We start from the raw sequence: 16,023 nt of genomic DNA on the forward strand, positions 1-16,023 counted from the left end.
CCTCCCATGCTTCCGAAGTTCGATCGGCATACGCTGCTGTTCTCGGTGAACAGTTTCGCGGCGGCGATGCTGGCCCTCTATATCGGTTTCGCCCTGGGCCTGCCGCGCCCCTACTGGGCGATGACCACCGCCTATATCGTCAGCCAGCCGCTGGCCGGGGCCGTGCGCTCCAAGGCCGTCTATCGGGTGCTGGGCACGATCCTGGGCGCCATGGCCGCCGTGGCCCTGGTCCCGAACCTAGTCAACGCCCCGTGGCTGCTGTCGCTGGCCCTGGCCCTGTGGGTCGGCGGCTGTCTGACCATTTCGCTGCTGGACCGTACACCGCGCAGCTATGTGCTGATGCTGGCCGGCTACACCGCCGCGATCATCGGCTTTCCCAGCGTCTCCCAGCCCGCCGCGATCTTCGACGTCGCCGTCTCGCGAGTGATCGAGATTGGCTTAGGGATCCTCTGCGCCACCCTGGTGCATAGTCTGGTGTTCCCGCGCCCGGTCGGCACGGTGCTGCGTTTCCGCCTGAAGACCTGGCTGGGCGAGGCCGACCGCTGGGCGCTGGACGTGCTGCGCGGCGAGGATGCCGAGGCCATCGCCCGCGACCGCCGTCACCTGGCTGCCGCCGCCAGCGAGATCCAGATGCTGGCCGTCCATCTGCCGTTCGACACCTCGCGCCTGCGCGAAACGACCGGCGTCGTCCGCGCCCTGCACGAGCGCATGCTGCTGCTGATCCCGCTGCTCTCCGGTCTCGCCGATCGCATGCAGGCCCTGCGTGAAGTGCGCGACGACCGCGTCCGCGCCGCCCTCAACACGGTGGTCGCCTGGATCGAGGCCGGCTCGCCGCGCGACGAAGGTCTCGACTTGATCGAGCGCCTGCAGGACCTGGCCGCCCGTCGTCGCGGCGCGGGCTGGGACAGCCTGCTGATCGAGAGCCTGCTGGTGCGCCTGGCCGAAGCCGTCCGCGCCCTGGCCGAGGGGCACGCCCTGCTGGCTCGGCTCTACAATCCGGATGCGCCGCTGTCGGCCGGCTTGGAGGCCACGACCCGCGCCAAGGGCCTGCGCCCCATGCACGCCGACCTGCCGCTGGCCCTGCTGTCGGGCGGCGCGGCGGCCATCGCTATCTTGCTGTCCTGCGCCGCCTGGATCCTGGCCGGCTGGGGCGACGGGGCGGCTGCGCCGGTGATGGCGGCGGTGTTCTGCTGCTTCTTCGCGGCGATGGACGACCCCGTGCCGGCCATCAAGAACTTCGGCCTGTTCACTCTGGTCTCGCTGCCGCTGTCGGCGCTCTACATGTTCGCCATCCTGCCCAGCATCGACGGCTTCCCGATGTTGTTGCTGGTCATGGCGCCGCCGCTGCTGTTCCTGGGCCTCTACATCCCCAACCCCGCGACCATGGGCGCGGGCCTGGCCGTGCTGATGGGCTTCTGCAACGCCATGGCCCTGCAAGAGACCTTCAGCGCCGACTTCGCCGGGTTCCTGAACGGCAATCTGGGCCAGTTCGTCGGGCTGCTGTTCGCGATCATGGTCACGGCCGGCCTGCGTTCGATGGGCGTGGACGCCAGCGCCCGGCGCCTGCTGGTCCGCACCTGGAAGGGCCTGGCGCGCCTGGCCCGCGCCCGCCAGGCGCCCGAGCCCGCCGCCTTCGCCGCCATCCTGGTCGACCGGCTGGGCATGCTGACGCCCAAGCTGGCCCAGGCCGGAGAGCGCCACGACTTCGTCGGCGTCGACGCCCTGCGCGACCTGCGGGTCGGCATGAACCTGGTCGCCGTCCAGGCCGCTCGCCCCGACCTGCCGCCCGAGGGCAAGGACCGCCTGGACGCCGCGCTCGACGGCGTCGGCGACCACTTCGCCGCCCTGGCCGCCGGCCAGACCCGCAAGCCCGGCGAGGACCTGTTGACCCGCGTCGACGCGGCCCTGCGCAGCTTGTCGATCGCCCCCGCCGCCTCGGCCGTCCAAGGCGTCTCCGGCCTGGTCGGCCTGCGCCGCAACCTGTTCCCGGAGGCACCCGCCTTCGTTCCGGAGATCGCCCGATGACCGGCGAGCTCAATATCGACGGGGTCTTCCTGTCGTCCGTCCTGGTCTCGGCGGTGATCGCCCTGGCCGCCTCATTCGTGCTGCGTCGCGCCCTGTCGAAAGTCGGAGCCTATCGCTTCGTCTGGCATCCGGCGCTCTTCGATACCGCCCTGTTCGTCATCCTCTGGGCCGCCGTCGTGACGGTCCCTTCGCCCTTGAAGTTCTAGCCATGCCCTCGCTGAAATCCGCCCTCATGACCACCGCCCGCGTCGCCGTCACCGGCGCCGTCGTCATCGCCGCCCTGGTCGGCGGCAAGGCGCTGTGGACCCACTACCAGGTCGACCCCTGGACCCGCGACGGCCGGGTCCGCGCCGACGTGGTGCAGGTGGCCCCCGACGTGTCGGGCCTGGTCACCCGCGTCGAAGCCGCCAACGACCAGACGGTCAAGGCCGGCCAGCCGCTGTTCTATGTCGACCGCGAGCGCTACGCCCTGGCCCTGCGCCAGGCTGATGCGGCCGTCGAGGCCCAGCGCGCAGGCCTCGCCCAGGCTCGCCGCGAGCTCACCCGCAACCGCGCCCTGGGCGACCTGGTCGCCGCCGAGGTCACCGAGCAGAGCCAGTCCAAGGTCGAGCTCAGCCTCGCGGCCCTGGACCAAGCCATCGCGGCCCGGGACGTCGCAGCGCTGAACCTGAAGCGCACCGTGGTGCTGGCCCCGACCGACGGCTTCCTGTCGGACCTGACCCTGCGCACCGGCGACTACGTCACCGCCGGCAAGCCGGTGCTGGCCCTTATCGACAGCCGCTCGTTCCGCGTCGAGGGCTATTTCGAGGAGACCAAGCTGTCGGGTCTGCGCATCGGCCAGCCGGTCAGCGTCAAGGTTATGGGCGAGGACAAGGCGCTGAAGGGCCACATCCAGTCGATCGCCGCCGGCATCGAGGACCGCGACCGCGCCGCCAGCGGCAACATGCTACCCAACGTCAACCCGACCTTCAGCTGGGTGCGCCTGGCCCAGCGGGTGCCGGTGCGCGTGGCCCTGGACCAGACGCCGCGCGACCTGCGCCTGATCGCCGGCCGCACCGCCACGGTCGCGGTGGTGGGAGCGGGTCGATGAGCCCGCTGAAAACCCTGGCGGTCGCGGCCTCGCTGCTGGCCCTGACCGCCTGCACGACCGTCGGCCCGGACTACAAGCTGCCGGAGCAAGCCAAGATCAACGCCCCGACCGCGCAGGGCCCGTTCCTGGGCGCGACCTCGAAGGCCGTCAGCCAGGACCCGGTCCCGACCGGCTGGTGGAAGCTCTATGACGACCCCGTCCTGAACGGCTTGGTCGAGGAAGCCCTGGACGCCAACACCGACCTGCGCGTCGCCGCCGCCAACCTGGCGCGTTCGCAGGCCATTGCCGGTGAAGCCGACGACGCGGGCGGCTTCAAGGTCGGGGCTTCGGCCGCCGCCATGCACTCCAGAGAGTCCGGCGAGCAGTTCCTCAAGGCCGAACAGCTGCCGGTCGAGAACCTGGCCGATGTCGGGGTCAAGGTCAGCTACCAGATCGACCTGGTCGGCCGCCTGAAACGCGCCTCCGAGGCCGCCCATGCCGACGCCGAGGCCTCGCAGGCCGCGCTGGACCTGGCCCGCGTCAGCGTCGCCGCCGACGTCGCCCGGGCCTATGTCGAGGCCTGCGCCAATGGCCATGAGCTGGCGGTGGCGCAGCGCGCGGTGGATCTCCAGACCCGCAGCCTGGACGTCACCCGCAAGCTGGTAAAGGCGGGTCGCGGCACGGCCGTGGACGTCACCCGCGCCCAGGCCCAGCTGGACCTGTCGCGCGCCAGCCTGCCGACCTACCAGAGCCGCCGCCGCGCGGCGCTGTACAAGCTGGCCACGCTCACCGGCAAGCCGCCGGCCGAGTTCCCCCAGGCGGTCGAGGCCTGCGTCGCGCCGCCGACCCTGACCCGTCCGATCCCGGTCGGCGACGGCGCGGCCCTGCTGAAGCGCCGTCCCGACGTGCGCCAGGCCGAGCGGACCCTGGCCGGCGCCACCGCCCGGATCGGCGTCGCGACGGCGGCGCTCTATCCGAACATCACCCTGGGCGCGGGCGCCGGCTCTACGGGCCTGCTCGCGGACATCGGCACGACGCCGGCCAACCGCTGGGGCCTGACCTCGCTGATCACCTGGACCCTACCGGGCGAGGGCGAGCGGGCGAGGATCCGTCAGGCCGAGGCGGGGGCGGATGGCGCGCTGGCCAAGTTCGACGGCGTGGTGCTGACGGCCCTGCGCGAGACCGAGACCAGCCTGGACACCTACGCCCACGACCTGCAGCGGCAAGCCGCCCTGCAGGCCGCCCGCGACCAGGCCCAGCTGGCCGAGAGCCAGGCTCAGCGCCTCTATCGCGCCGGCAAGAGCCCGTATCTGGCGGGCCTGGACGCCCAACGCACGCTCGCCAGCGCCGAGGCTCAACTGGCGGCGACAGACAGTCAGGTGGCGGCCGATCAGGTCAACCTGTTCCTGGCCCTGGGCGGTGGCTGGGAACGATAGCGGCGACCCGCGGCTTTGGGCTAAGCATAGCCTTTCGCCAAAGTAGAGTTCGCCCGTGCCGCTTGACGCCCCGCCGCCCCCGGTTTCCGCCGTCGTCGTGGAGGCGCCCAGGCTGTTGCCGCTGCCCGGACAGGACGTCTTCTCCACCGCCTACTACGATGCGGCCGAATTGGGCGCGCAGGCGCGGCTGGACGACGTCTTGAAGACTACGCCGGGCGTCTCGCTGTTTCGCCGCACCGGCAGCGACGCGGCCAACCCGACCATCCAGGGACTGTCGCTACGCGCCGTCGCGCCCTCGGGCGCGGGCCGGGCTTTGGTGACGCTGGACGGCGCGCCTCAGAATGATCCGTTCGGCGGCTGGGTGATCTGGACCGCCTTGCCGGGCGAGGGCCTGTCCGGCGCGACGATCGTGCGCGGCGCCGGGGCGGGGCCCTACGGGGCCGGCGCTCTGACCGGCGTGGTGGCTCTGCGCGAACGGGCGACGGGCGGCGGCCTGAGCAGTTTCACGGCCGAGGCGAGGGAGCGGAACGGCTGGCGCGCGGCGGGGACCTTTGGGACCGACCACCTGCTGTTGACCGCCAGCGGTTCGCGCACCGACGGCTATCGGCCCGTACGCGGCTCGGCGGCGGGCGCGGCCGATGTTCCGACCACCCTGGAGGACGGCTCGATCGCCGCGCGGGTGCAGGGCGAGGCCGGCGGCGTGCGCTGGGCGGCGCGGGTTGGGACCTTCCAGGAAAAGCGCGGCGCGGGGCTGTTCGGCGCCAAGTCCAATGCCACCGGGAGCTCGCTGGCCGTGACCCTGGCGACCGACACCTGGCGCTTGCAGGCCTGGGCGCGGAGCAGCGACCTGGAGAACACCTCCGCCGCCGTCGCAGCCGGGCGCACCGGCACGACCCCGGCCAACGACCAATACTCGACCCCTTCCAGCGGCTACGGCCTCAACGCCGCCTGGCAGGGCGCGCTGGGCGAGTGGACGTGGGAGCTGGGCGGCGACGTCCGGGCGACCGAGGGGCGGACCAACGAGCTCTTTCGCTACATGGCCGGGACCTTCACCCGTCAGCGCACGGCCGGCGGCCGGACCCTGGTGGGCGGGATCTATGGTGAGACCGCCTGGAGCCGGCCGGACTTCATCCTGGTCGCGGGGGCGCGGCTGGACGGCTGGCGCTCGTACGGCGGCGTGCGGCGCGAGCGGGACACGGCGACGGGCGCCCTGACCCTGGATGCGCCGCCGGCCAACGCCTCTGGGACGACCCCGACCGCGCGGGTGGGCGTGCGCCAGCGGCTATCGGGCGAGACCTGGCTGCGCGCGGCGGCCTATGCCGGCTTCCGGCCCCCGACGTTGAACGAACTGCACCGCCCGTTCCGGGTCGGCAACGATGTCACCGAGTCCAACGCCGCTCTGAAGCCCGAGACCCTGTATGGCGTCGAGGCGGGCCTGGCGGGCGAGGGGACCGTGCGCTGGAATCTCGGCGCCTTCTACAACCAGGTCCAAGACCCGATCACCAACGTCACGATCGGCATCGGCCCGGGGACCTTCCCGATCGCCGGCTTCATCCCGGCCGGCGGCGTGCTGCGCCAGCGGCAGAACGCCGGTGAGATCAACGCCTATGGCCTGGAAGGCGATGTCGCCGCCGACCTCTCGCCGGCCTGGACCGTTCGCGCGGCCTTCTCGGCGACCCACGCCCAGGTCGAGGGCAGCGGCGCCGTGGCCCAGCTGGACGGCAAACGGCCCGCCCAGGCGCCGGCCCTGACCGTCACGGCCGGCCTGCGCTGGAAGCCGGTCGACCGCCTGAGCCTCGACGCCGACCTGCGCTACGAGAGCAAGCGCTACGAGGACGACCTGAACCTGCGGCCCCTGAAGGCCGGCACGGGTGTCGACCTGCGCGCCGGCTGGGCGTTGTCGCCGACCTCGGAGGTCTATCTGGCCGCCGACAACGCCTTCGACGCCAACCTCGCGGTGGGCCAGACGGCAGATGGCGTCACCAGCTTCTCCGCACCACGCACAGTCTATGTCGGCTTTGCTTTAAGGCGCTGACCGACTTAGGTCGCCGGTTCGCGGCGTGGCGTCAGATAGACCCGCCGGCCCTCGGGGTGGGCCTTCATGTCCAGCAGGGCGGCGATCATGGTCAGGGACTCGGTCGGCCGGTCCAGCTTGAAGCGGCCCGTGACCTTCAGCTCGCCCAGGGCGGAGTCGTGCAGGGCCACGCTCTGGGTCGTGTAGCGGTTCAGGCGGGCGATCACGTACTTCAGCGGCAGGCCGTCGGCGTCCAGCCAGTCCGAGCGCCAGGCCTGGTAGCTGTCGGCTTCCAGGCGACCGGCGACCGGGGCGCGGTTCGAGGCCAGCATCAGCCACTCGCCCTTGCCCACGCGGCGCTCGGCGCCGTCGCGGTTGACCCGCACCACGCCGTCGAAGACCCGCACCTGCACGGCGTCGCTGACCAGCTCGACCTCGAAGGTCGTGCCGACGGCGGTGACCTGGGCGTCGCCGGCCTGGACGCGGAAGGGGCGCTTGGCGTCCTTGGTCACGTCGAAGACCGCGTCGCCCTTGGTCAGGGCGATGTCGCGCGCGCCGCGGCTGTAGCGCACCGAGACGCCGCTGTCGGCGGCCAGGGTGACGACGGACTTGTCGCTGAGCTGGTGCTCGGCGCGCTGGCCCAGCGGGGTGGCGAAGTCCTGAGGCGCCTCGACGCCGGCCAGATACGGACGGACCAGTACAACGGCCGACAGGCCCGCGACCAGGGCCACGCCGGCGGCGATCAGGCCCAGGCGCATCGAGCGTTTGGCCACGGGCGCGGCGCGCACGCGCTCGGCGGCCTCGAGCAGGGCGGTGTCGCGCTGGGTGTCGCGCATCAGGCCGAAGGCGGCGGCGCGGCCAGGAGCGCCGGCCAGCCAGGCCTCCAGCGTCTTGCGTTCGTCGGGCGTCAGCTCGGGCAGGCGGTCGACCCAGTCGGCGGCGATCTCCAGCTCGTCCTCGGACGGCAGACGCCAGTTGTCGTTAGCGCGCATCGCGGCCGCTCCCTTCTCGCGCGGCGTTGACCGCCGCGTCCTGCATCGCGCCGGCCAGTTCGGCCATGGCCCGCACGAGGTGTTTCTTGACGGCCTCGACATTGATCCGGAGATCGTCGGCGATGGCTTGTCTGGACTGGCCGTCGATGTGACGGCGGATGAAGATGTCGCGGCGCAGGGGCGAGAGGCGCTTCAGCGCCGCCTCGAACACCGCGGCCCGCTGTTTGTGCTCCAGAACCGCGTCGGGCAAGGGCAGGTCGCAGCCGAAGTCCTCGTCGCCGATCGGCGCCTCGCGTTTGTCACGCCTTGCCTGCGCATAGATCAGCGAGTCCGCCACCCGGTAGGCATAGGCCAGGGGCTGGGTGATCTCCTGCTTCTGGGCCTGGCGCATCACGGTGAGGAAGGTCTCCTGCAGAATGTCCTCGGCGCGGCCGGGGTCCTTGGACCGCCGCACGATATAGGCCGCGAGCTTGCGCTCGTGGGGCCGCAGCACCGCGATGATGTCGGTCATGGCGCTTCCGGTCGGCATGGTCGTGCGCGCGTCCATGTCGGGTAGAGGCGCGGGACGACCGAACGGGGACAGGGAGAAGATGCTTTTCCGCATGGCCGTCAGAATTCGTAGGTCACGCCGAGCGTGAAGGTGCGGCCGCTGACCGTGCGGGCGGTCAGGCGCTGTTCGGTGATATCGTTGTACTGGGTGATCGGGGCGTTGGTCAGGTTGACCCCCTCGACCACGATCTTGAGGCCGCCGGCGGTGTTGTAGTGGGCGGCGAAGTCGATGTTGTTGCTGGCCTTGTAGCCCGAGCCGATCGAACCCTGGCCGCCGGGACCATCCAGATAGCCCGCGCGATAGGCCGACGAGACCCGCGCGCCCCAGCGCTTGGTCTCGTAGTAGAGCGTGGCGTTCGAGGTCCATTTCGACAGCTGGAACAGGTCCAGCATGATCGAGGCGTCGTCGATCAGCACGTTGGAGCGGCCGGCGGCGCGGGTGACGTTGCCGACGAAGCCCAGGCCATTGAACGGGGCGGGCAGGAAGTCGAAGTCGCGCTGCATCGCCAGCTCGATCCCGCGGATCGAGGCGCCGTCGCCGTTCACCGGTCGCACGAAGCTGTAGACGGTGTCGGGGCCGTTGCCCGGCGACAGGAACTCCAGCGGATAGCCCGTCGAGCCGTACGCCACCGAGTTGGTCGCGGTGGTAATGAACGAGTCCATCCGCTTGTAAAACAGGCTGATGGCGAAATAACCCTGGCGGCCCTGATAGACCTCCAACGCGCCTTCGATCGCATCGGCCAGGAACGGGCGCAGGTTGGGGTTGCCGGCCGAGATGGTGCCGCCGAACGGGGCGGAGTTTACGTTGCCGGCCGCGCGCAGGTCCGACAGGCTGGGCCGGCTGATGTTGCGGTTGGCCGAGACGCGCGCCACCACGGAAGGCGTGAGGTCCAGCGCCAGGTTGAAGGCCGGCAGCACGCCGTCATAGGCGCTGTGGATCGTGGCCGGCTCCAGCTTGGTCCCGGTATTGACCATCCCTGCCGAGGTCAGGTCGGTCGTGTACCAGCGCAGGCCTAGGTCCCCGCGCCAGCGCTTGTCGCCGACGACGCCGCGGGCGCGGGCCATCAGATAGGCGGCCCAGGTCTTTTCGGTGATCGAATAGTCGGTGCCGGGCTGGTCGTCGGCCGCGCCCAGGTCGCGCGGCACGCCCAGGCGGGCGAAGGTCGCGTCGATGTCGCCGACGATGTAGGGCCGCAGAGACTTCTCGAAGATCAGTTCCTTGACCGCCTGGGGCGCGGGGCCGCCGGTCGGATAGTCGGTGCGGCCGCGCCGGGAATAGCCGTCGTTGCGGAAGGCCTTGTACTGCAGCCCGCCTTCGATCGTCAGGGTGGGGGCGGCCTGGTAGTCGAAGTCCAGCCGGCCGGTGGTGAACTGGTTGACGATCTGGTCCTCGCGCGTGTCGGCGCGCATCAGGCTCCATTGCGCGGGATCGGCGGGATCGAAGCCGTAGGTGTTGCTGGCCGCCGCGTCGCCGCCCCGCAGGTCGTAGCTGAAGGCCTTGTTGCTGGCCTGCAGGAAGATCTTGTCGAAGACCGGCCCCTCGAAGTCCGACTTTGAATAGCCGGCCATGGCCCGCAGGCGCAGGCGATCGGCGGCCTGCCACTCGCCGCTCAGCGCGCCTTGCAGGAAGACCGTCGAGTCCTCCGATCGCTTGTGTTCGCTGCGCAGGTCCACGCCGCCGGAATAGTCGGCATAGACCAGGCTGTTGCCCCGGACTTCGGCGGCGCGCAGGCGCTGAGTTCCCTTGACGTCGCCGGTCAGCGGATTGTCGCCGGCGCTGGCCAGCGAGAACTCGTCGCGGTCGTTGGAGAGGCGGCCATACAGCAGGTCGGCGCCCAGCTTCAGGCGATCGCCGGGCTCGTATTGCAGGGCCAGGGTGACGCCCAGGCGCTCGCGATGGTCGAACCAGGTCGAATAGCTCTGGGCGATCGGCATGACGACCCGGCCGGCTCCGGTCGCCATCAGGCGTCGGGCGACACCGGGATCGATCCCCGGCCCGATATTGGCCGCGCCGAACGTCACCGGCGTCCAGCCCCAGTTACGATAGCCGTACTCGTTGGCGTCGTTCTCGCTGTAGGCCACCGAGACCAGCGCCCCGAAGTCGCCCCAGCGCCGCGAGGCCAGGGCCGCGACGCGCGGGCTGACCGAACCGGTGGCGCTGTTGGTCAAGGCCTTGGCCGAGAAGGCCAGCTTGTCGCCCGCATAGTCGAACGGCTTGGCGGTGCGCAGCTCGACGGTGCCGCCGATGCCGCCCTCGTCCTGGTCGACGGCGTACGACTTCCAGACCGTGACCTTGTTGAAGAGCTCGCTGGCGAAGATCGAATAGTCGAAGGCCCGGGTGCGGCTGACGGAGCCGCGATTGTCCATGCCCGAGGCGGTCGAGGCCGAGACCTCCATGCCGTTCAGCTGGGCGCGGGTGAAGTCGGGGCCCAGCCCCCGCAGGGCGATCTGGCGGCCCTCGCCGGTGTCGCGCGAGATGGTCATGCCGGGCACGCGCTGCAGGGACTCGGCCAGGTTCAGATCCGGGAAGGCGGCGATGTCCTCGGCCAGGATCACTTCCTGGTCGCCGGCCACGCTGCGTTTCAGGTCGCGGGCGTGCTGCATCGTCTCGCGAAAGCCGGTGACCACGACGGCGTCAACCTGGGTGGCGGCCTCGGGCGGCGGGGCGTGGCGCATGGGCGGGGGAGGCGGCAGGGCGGCGAGGGGGGAGGCCTCGCGCAAGACATAGCCGCCGCCCGCCGCGACAGCGTGCAGGTTCTGGCCATCGATCAGCCGCTCCAGCGCTTGGGCCGGCGTCAGCAGGCCGCGCACGCCCCGGCTGGTGCGATGGCGGATGTCGGCCAGGGTCATGACCGGCACGTCGGCCTGGCGCGAGAAGGTGTTCAGGGCTCGGGACAGGTCGCCGCCCTCGATGGCGAAGCGGCGCGGCGCCTCGGCGCGTGCGGGCGCGACGGCGGTCAGGGCCAGCATCGAGCCGGCCAATACCGACCCCGAACGCGACAGCCAGGCGCGCCGTGCCGCCATCAAGGTCCTCACAACGGCGGCCGGCAAAGCTTCCGACGCCCGGGCGAACCCCTACAAACGGCGTATGTCAGTAATTTGAAGGTCGGCGTTCGCAAAAAGAAGGCCGCCGTCCGGGAAGGACGGCGGCCCCAAGTTCAGGGGATCGATAGAGGGGTTAGAACTCGTAGGTCGCGCCGATCAGGATCGTGCGGCCCGAGCTCACGTTCACCGTGGTCCGCTGGGCGGCGATGTCGGTGAACTGGATGCTGTGCTCGTTGGAAAGGTTGATGCCTTCGACGGTCAGCTTCAGGCCCGACAGCAGGTTGTAGTGGGCGGCGAAGTCGATGTTGTTGGTGGCCTTGTAACCGTCGCCGATGTTGCCGTTGCCGCCGGCGCCGGTCAGGTACTTGTCCCGATAGGCGGTCGACAGGCGCATGCCCCACTTGTCGGTCTCGTAGTAGATCGTGGCGTTGGCCGAGTACTTCGACAGCTGGAACAGCGGCAGGGTCACCGACTGACCGCTGATGATCACCGGCGAGGAGCCGTCGGCATAGGTGCCGTTGGCCACGACGCCCAGGTGGTCGAACGGCGCCGGCAGGAAGGTGAAGTCACGCTGGAACGCGACTTCCAGGCCCTGGATGTCGGCGCCGGGGCCGTTCACCGGACGGCTGACGTTGTACAGGATCGAGCCGTCCTGGCCCGGCAGCAGGAACGACAGCGGGAAGCCGGTCTGCGAGTACGGCATGATGCTGGTCTGCGACGTGATGAACGACGTCAGCTTCTTGTAGAAGACGCCGACCGTGAACGAGCCGACCTTGCCATCGTAGAACTCCAGCGAGCCTTCGATCGAGTCCGAGGTGAAGGGCGTCAGGTTCGGGTTGCCGGTGCTGATCGTGCCGCCGAACGGAGCGGTGGTCAGCGAGCCGGCGGCGGCCAGGTCGCCCAGGGCCGGGCGGCTGATGTCGCGGTTGGCGCTGAAGCGGACGACCATGCCTTCGTTGACGTCGACGGCCACGTTCAGGGCGGGCAGCCAGCCGTTGTACTTGTGCTTGATCGATACCGGCTGGAGGCTGGTGCCGGTGTTCAGCATGCCGTCCGAGCTGAGCTCGGTCGAATAGTAGCGGACGCCGGCGTTGGCGCGCACGCCCTTGCCCAGGATCTGGGTGTTCAGGTCGTATTGCAGGTAGGCCGCCTTGGTTTCCTCGGTCACCGTGTAGTTGGTGCCGGGGGTGGCGAACTTGGCGCCCTGGGCTTCCAGGTCACGCGTCTGGCCGATCAGGGCGTAGACCGGATCGACGTCGCCGACGACATAGGCGCCCAGCGACTTGAACGGCACGACCAGCTTCAGGTTGTCCGGAATCTTGGTGTTGGCCGGGACGTTCTTGAACTGCTTGTCGCCCCACTGCGCGCCGAAGTTCTTGAACTTCTTGTACGAGACGCCGCCCTTGAAGCTGGAGGTCTCGTTCAGGGCGTAGTCGCCGTCGAACTTGGCGTTGGTGTACTCCGACGCGATCTTGTTTTCCTGGGTGTCCATCCGCATCAGGTCCCACTTGGCGGGATCGGTGACGCCGGCGCCGTAGGTGTTGACCGGCATGGACGGACGGTCGTCGTAGCTGAAGGCGTAGTTCTTGGATTCCAGGAACACCTTGTCGAAGACCGGCAGGGCGTAGGTCGACTTCGAATAGCCGACCAGGCCGGTCAGAAGCAGCTTGTCGGTCGCCTGGTAGCTGCCGTTCAGACCCAGTTGGTAGAACTTGGTCTTGTCTTCCTCGCGATTGAACTCGCTGCGGATGTCGACGCCGGTGTAGCTGGAGGCGATCAGGGTGTTGCCCTGGATCACGGCGCTCTGCATCACCTGGGTGCCGGTGATGTTGCCGGTCAGGCTGTTGATGCCCGAGGTGGCCAGCGAGAAGTTCTGGCGGCTGTTTTCCAGCTGGCTGTACAGGCCGTCGAAGTCCAGCTTCAGCTTGTCGCCCTGGTACTGCAGGGCCACGGTCGCGCCCAGGCGCTTGCGGTGGTCGAACCAGGTCGAATAGGTGTTGGCCTGCGGGGCGAAGATGGTCGCGGTGGCGGCCGTCAGGCGCGCAGCGTCGGCAGCGCTGACGCCCGAGCCGATGTTGGCGGCGTTGGCGCGGATCGGACCCCAGTTGAAGCTGCGATAGCCGAACTCGTTGCTGTCGTTCTCACCGTAGGCGATCGAGGCCAGGGCGCCGAAATTGCCCCAGCGGTTCGAGATCAGGCCGACCACGCGCGGGGTGACCTTGTCGTCGGCGTTGCTGTTGCGCTGGGCCTTGGCCGACAGCACGGCCTTGAAGCCGGCATAGTCGAACGGCTTGGCGGTCTGCAACTGCACGGTGCCGCCGATGCCGCCTTCGTCCTGCTCGGCCGCGTAGGATTTCTGCACCGTCACGCGATTGAACAGTTCCGAGGCGAACAGGCTGAAGTCGAAGGCGCGGGAGCGGCTGACGCCGCCGCGGTTGTCCATGCCCGAGGCGGTGTTGCCCAGCACTTCCATGCCGTTCAGCTGGGTGCGGGTGAAGTCGGGACCCAGGCCGCGCAGGGTGATCTGACGGCCTTCGCCGCTGTCGCGCGAGATGGTCACGCCGGGGATCCGCTGCAGCGATTCCGCCAGGTTCAGGTCGGGGAAGGCGGCGATGTCTTCGGAGACGATCACGTCCACGGCGCCGACGGCCTTACGCTTCAGGTCGCGGGCGTGCATCAGGCTGTCGCGGAAGCCGGTGACGACGATCGCGTCGATCTCGTCGGCGGCGGGCTCGGCGGCCGGAGCGGCGGCGGGCGCGGGCGCGTCGGCTGCGTGGGCCTGCGCCGCGCCCAGCAGGGCGACGGACAGCGCCGTGGTGGTCAGAAGGTTGAACTTGATGGCTTTTTTCATGGCCCCGATCCCTTGCGGTTCTGGTGACGGGACGGGGAGGGTTCCCCGCGATCGTCGGCCGGGGAGAGGGCGCTGAGCCGCCGCCGGGGACAGGTTTGGCCCGGGGTTTTATGTGAAATGTTTGCGACGGAGAGCCAGGTCTATCCGTTGGCGGACGATCCTCTTCGGCCCAATCTCACCACGACTTCATGCAATCGCCGCGCCGGCCGGCGTCGCACTGTGGCGGCTCCTGGAACGGAGCCCAAGACCATGGACGAAACCCTGACCATCGAGGCCGCCGACGGCCGCTTCACGGCGCTTGTCGTGCGCCCGGACGATACCGGCCCCGCGCCCGTCATCGTGGTCCTGCAGGAGATCTTCGGCGTCAATGCCGGCATCCGCCAGATCGCCGCCGAATACGCGGTGCAGGGCTATATCGCCGTCTGCCCCGATCTCTTCTGGCGCTTCGAGCCGGGCCTGTCGCTGTCGGAGCATACCGAGGCCAACTGGAAGAAGGGCTTCGACTATTATGGCCGCTACGATTTCGACCAGGGCGCCGACGACATCCTGCGCACTGTCGAAGCCGCCAAGGCGCTGGAGGGCGGCAACGGCAAGGTCGGGCTGACCGGCTACTGCCTGGGCGGCCTGCTGACCTTCCTGGGCGCGGCGCGAGGCCAGCCCGACGCGGCGGTCGTCTACTATCCCGGCGGGGCCGAGCGTTATGTCGGCGAGGGCGGGCTGGTGACCTGTCCGCTGCTGATGCACCTGGCCGGCGAGGACGAATATATCGGCCATGAGGCTCGCCAGACGATCGTCGACGGCCTGAGCGGCAATCCCAACATCGAGATCCATGTCTATCCGGGCCGCAACCACGCCTTCGCCCGGCCTGGCGGCGACCACTACGACGAGGCCGACGCCCTGGCCGCCAACGGGCGCACCCAAGCCTTCTTCCGCCAGCACCTGACCGCGTGAGGACCAACATGGCTTTGCAAGACTTCACGACCGCGCGACGCGGCCTGCTCGGCTCGGCTCTGATCGGCGTCCTGGCCACCGGGCTTGCCAGCCCCGCGCGGGCCGCGACCCGCGCCTTGGACGCGCCGACCCAGCACATCGACGTCGGCGGCCGAAAGCTGGCCTATCGCAGCATCGGAACCGGCCAGCCCCTGGTGCTGTGCACCCGCTTCCGGGGCACGATCGACGACTGGGATCCGCTGTTCCTGGACAGCCTGGCCAGCCACGGCTTCCAGGTTATCACCTTCGACTACTCAGGCCTGGGCTTCTCGACCGGCGAGGCGACCCTGAACCCGTTCGCCTGGGCCAAGGACGCCGGCGACCTGATTACGGCGTTGAAGCTGAAATCGGTGGTGCTGCTGGGCTGGTCGCTGGGCGGCATCGCGGCCCAGGCGGCGCTGTCGATCTTCCCGGACAAGATCAGCCACCTCGTCCTGGTCGGCACCACGCCGCCCGGCCCGGCGGTCAAGCTGGGCGAGCCGCTGTTCTACCAGGCCGCGGCGCGCGAGAACGACTTCGAGGACGAGGTGATCCTGTTCTTCGAGCCCAATTCCCCCGCCAGTCGCGCCGCCGCCAAGGCCAGTCACGACCGTATCGCCGCGCGGAAAGGGGAGCGCGCTCCGCCGGTGCCGTACAAGTGGGCCGCGCAGAACCTGGGCGACGCGCCCAAGGCCAATCCGTTCCCGGCCCCGCCGATCCTGGCGATCCTGAAGTCGACGACGATCCCGATCCTGCACATTGGCGGCGACCACGACCTGATCTGCCCGGTCGAGAACTGGTACGCCCTGAACGATCAGCTGCCGACCCTGCAGCTGCTGACCTATCCGAACGCCGGCCACGGACCACAACATCAGCATCCGGTGTCGAGCGCGGCGCACATCGCGACCTTCGTGAGGGCGCCAGACTAAACGTCTCTAATGGTGGGGACCCAAGCTGTGCGTCGCCTATTCCGCGCTTACGCGTCGCGATCCTGCCTTCTCTGATAGGTTTCTTCGCGGCGGGCCATGGCCAGCGTCGACCCGCGCCGCTCCGGGTAAGCCGGAGCGGCGCGC

The 16,023-nt window shown here is 69.7% G+C and carries 11 protein-coding genes; 7 read left to right on the forward strand and 4 right to left on the reverse strand.

The genetic code is table 11. From position 1 onward, the window contains the following. Positions 1-6 precede the first annotated feature (6 nt). The 5 genes from J7528_RS10815 to J7528_RS10835 are packed head-to-tail and all read left to right on the forward strand — an operon-like array spanning position 7 to position 6,565. Positions 7-2,025 (forward strand): FUSC family protein, encoded by a 2,019-nt coding sequence (locus J7528_RS10815; RefSeq protein WP_291873897.1) that lies wholly within the window; start codon positions 7-9, stop codon positions 2,023-2,025. Beyond that, positions 2,022-2,231, forward strand: coding sequence for a DUF1656 domain-containing protein (locus J7528_RS10820; RefSeq protein WP_291873900.1), 210 nt, complete (start codon positions 2,022-2,024; stop codon positions 2,229-2,231). Before J7528_RS10815 ends, J7528_RS10820 begins: the two co-directional genes overlap by 4 nt. Before the next feature lie 26 nt (positions 2,232-2,257). Beyond that, the gene (locus J7528_RS10825) at positions 2,258-3,115 is read left to right on the forward strand and encodes an efflux RND transporter periplasmic adaptor subunit (RefSeq protein ID WP_291873903.1); all 858 of its coding nucleotides are present in this window, start codon (positions 2,258-2,260) and stop codon (positions 3,113-3,115) included. Next, the gene (locus tag J7528_RS10830) at positions 3,112-4,530 is read left to right on the forward strand and encodes an efflux transporter outer membrane subunit (protein ID WP_291873906.1); all 1,419 of its coding nucleotides are present in this window, start codon (positions 3,112-3,114) and stop codon (positions 4,528-4,530) included. The genes J7528_RS10825 and J7528_RS10830 overlap by 4 nt, the downstream gene beginning before the upstream one ends. A gap of 55 nt (positions 4,531-4,585) precedes the next feature. After that, positions 4,586-6,565, forward strand: coding sequence for a TonB-dependent receptor plug domain-containing protein (locus tag J7528_RS10835; RefSeq protein WP_291873909.1), 1,980 nt, complete (start codon positions 4,586-4,588; stop codon positions 6,563-6,565). Between the two features lie 5 nt (positions 6,566-6,570). On the opposite strand, the gene J7528_RS10840 is transcribed toward J7528_RS10835, so the two are convergent. From J7528_RS10840 to J7528_RS10855, 4 genes are all read right to left on the reverse strand, one after another. Beyond that, entirely contained in the window at positions 6,571-7,536 is a 966-nt protein-coding gene (locus J7528_RS10840) for a FecR domain-containing protein (RefSeq protein ID WP_291873912.1), read from the reverse strand. Continuing rightward, positions 7,526-8,047: an RNA polymerase sigma factor gene (locus J7528_RS10845; protein WP_291873914.1), complete on the reverse strand. Its 522-nt coding sequence runs from the start codon at positions 8,045-8,047 to the stop codon at positions 7,526-7,528. The genes J7528_RS10840 and J7528_RS10845 overlap by 11 nt, the downstream gene beginning before the upstream one ends. A 98-nt stretch (positions 8,048-8,145) precedes the next feature. After that, positions 8,146-11,109, reverse strand: coding sequence for a TonB-dependent receptor (locus tag J7528_RS10850; protein WP_291873916.1), 2,964 nt, complete (start codon positions 11,107-11,109; stop codon positions 8,146-8,148). A gap of 154 nt (positions 11,110-11,263) precedes the next feature. Continuing rightward, positions 11,264-13,981: a TonB-dependent receptor gene (locus J7528_RS10855; RefSeq protein WP_291873918.1), complete on the reverse strand. Its 2,718-nt coding sequence runs from the start codon at positions 13,979-13,981 to the stop codon at positions 11,264-11,266. Between the two features lie 249 nt (positions 13,982-14,230). Here J7528_RS10855 and J7528_RS10860 point away from each other — a divergent pair, with 249 nt between their 5' ends. Next, entirely contained in the window at positions 14,231-14,932 is a 702-nt protein-coding gene (locus tag J7528_RS10860) for a dienelactone hydrolase family protein (protein WP_291873919.1), read from the forward strand. Positions 14,933-14,940: 8 nt separating this feature from the next. Beyond that, complete coding sequence (locus J7528_RS10865; RefSeq protein ID WP_291873922.1) at positions 14,941-15,879, forward strand: alpha/beta hydrolase; 939 nt, start codon at positions 14,941-14,943, stop codon at positions 15,877-15,879. Positions 15,880-16,023 lie beyond the last annotated feature (144 nt).

Origin of the sequence: Caulobacter sp. (genome assembly GCF_017744445.1) — a bacterium.
Taxonomy (GTDB): Bacteria; Pseudomonadota; Alphaproteobacteria; order Caulobacterales; family Caulobacteraceae; genus Caulobacter.

Bases quoted from the DNA above. Each gene is read 5' to 3' on its own strand.
- J7528_RS10830 (WP_291873906.1), top strand. From the start codon at position 3,112: ATGAGCCCGCTGAAAACCCTGGCGGTCGCGGCCTCGCTGCTGGCCCTG.
- J7528_RS10865 (WP_291873922.1), top strand. From the start codon at position 14,941: ATGGCTTTGCAAGACTTCACGACCGCGCGACGCGGCCTGCTCGGCTCG.
- J7528_RS10860 (WP_291873919.1), top strand. From the start codon at position 14,231: ATGGACGAAACCCTGACCATCGAGGCCGCCGACGGCCGCTTCACGGCG.
- J7528_RS10855 (WP_291873918.1), bottom strand. From the start codon at position 13,981: ATGAAAAAAGCCATCAAGTTCAACCTTCTGACCACCACGGCGCTGTCC.
- J7528_RS10840 (WP_291873912.1), bottom strand. From the start codon at position 7,536: ATGCGCGCTAACGACAACTGGCGTCTGCCGTCCGAGGACGAGCTGGAG.
- J7528_RS10815 (WP_291873897.1), top strand. From the start codon at position 7: ATGCTTCCGAAGTTCGATCGGCATACGCTGCTGTTCTCGGTGAACAGT.
- J7528_RS10845 (WP_291873914.1), bottom strand. From the start codon at position 8,047: ATGACCGACATCATCGCGGTGCTGCGGCCCCACGAGCGCAAGCTCGCG.
- J7528_RS10820 (WP_291873900.1), top strand. From the start codon at position 2,022: ATGACCGGCGAGCTCAATATCGACGGGGTCTTCCTGTCGTCCGTCCTG.
- J7528_RS10850 (WP_291873916.1), bottom strand. From the start codon at position 11,109: ATGGCGGCACGGCGCGCCTGGCTGTCGCGTTCGGGGTCGGTATTGGCC.
- J7528_RS10825 (WP_291873903.1), top strand. From the start codon at position 2,258: ATGACCACCGCCCGCGTCGCCGTCACCGGCGCCGTCGTCATCGCCGCC.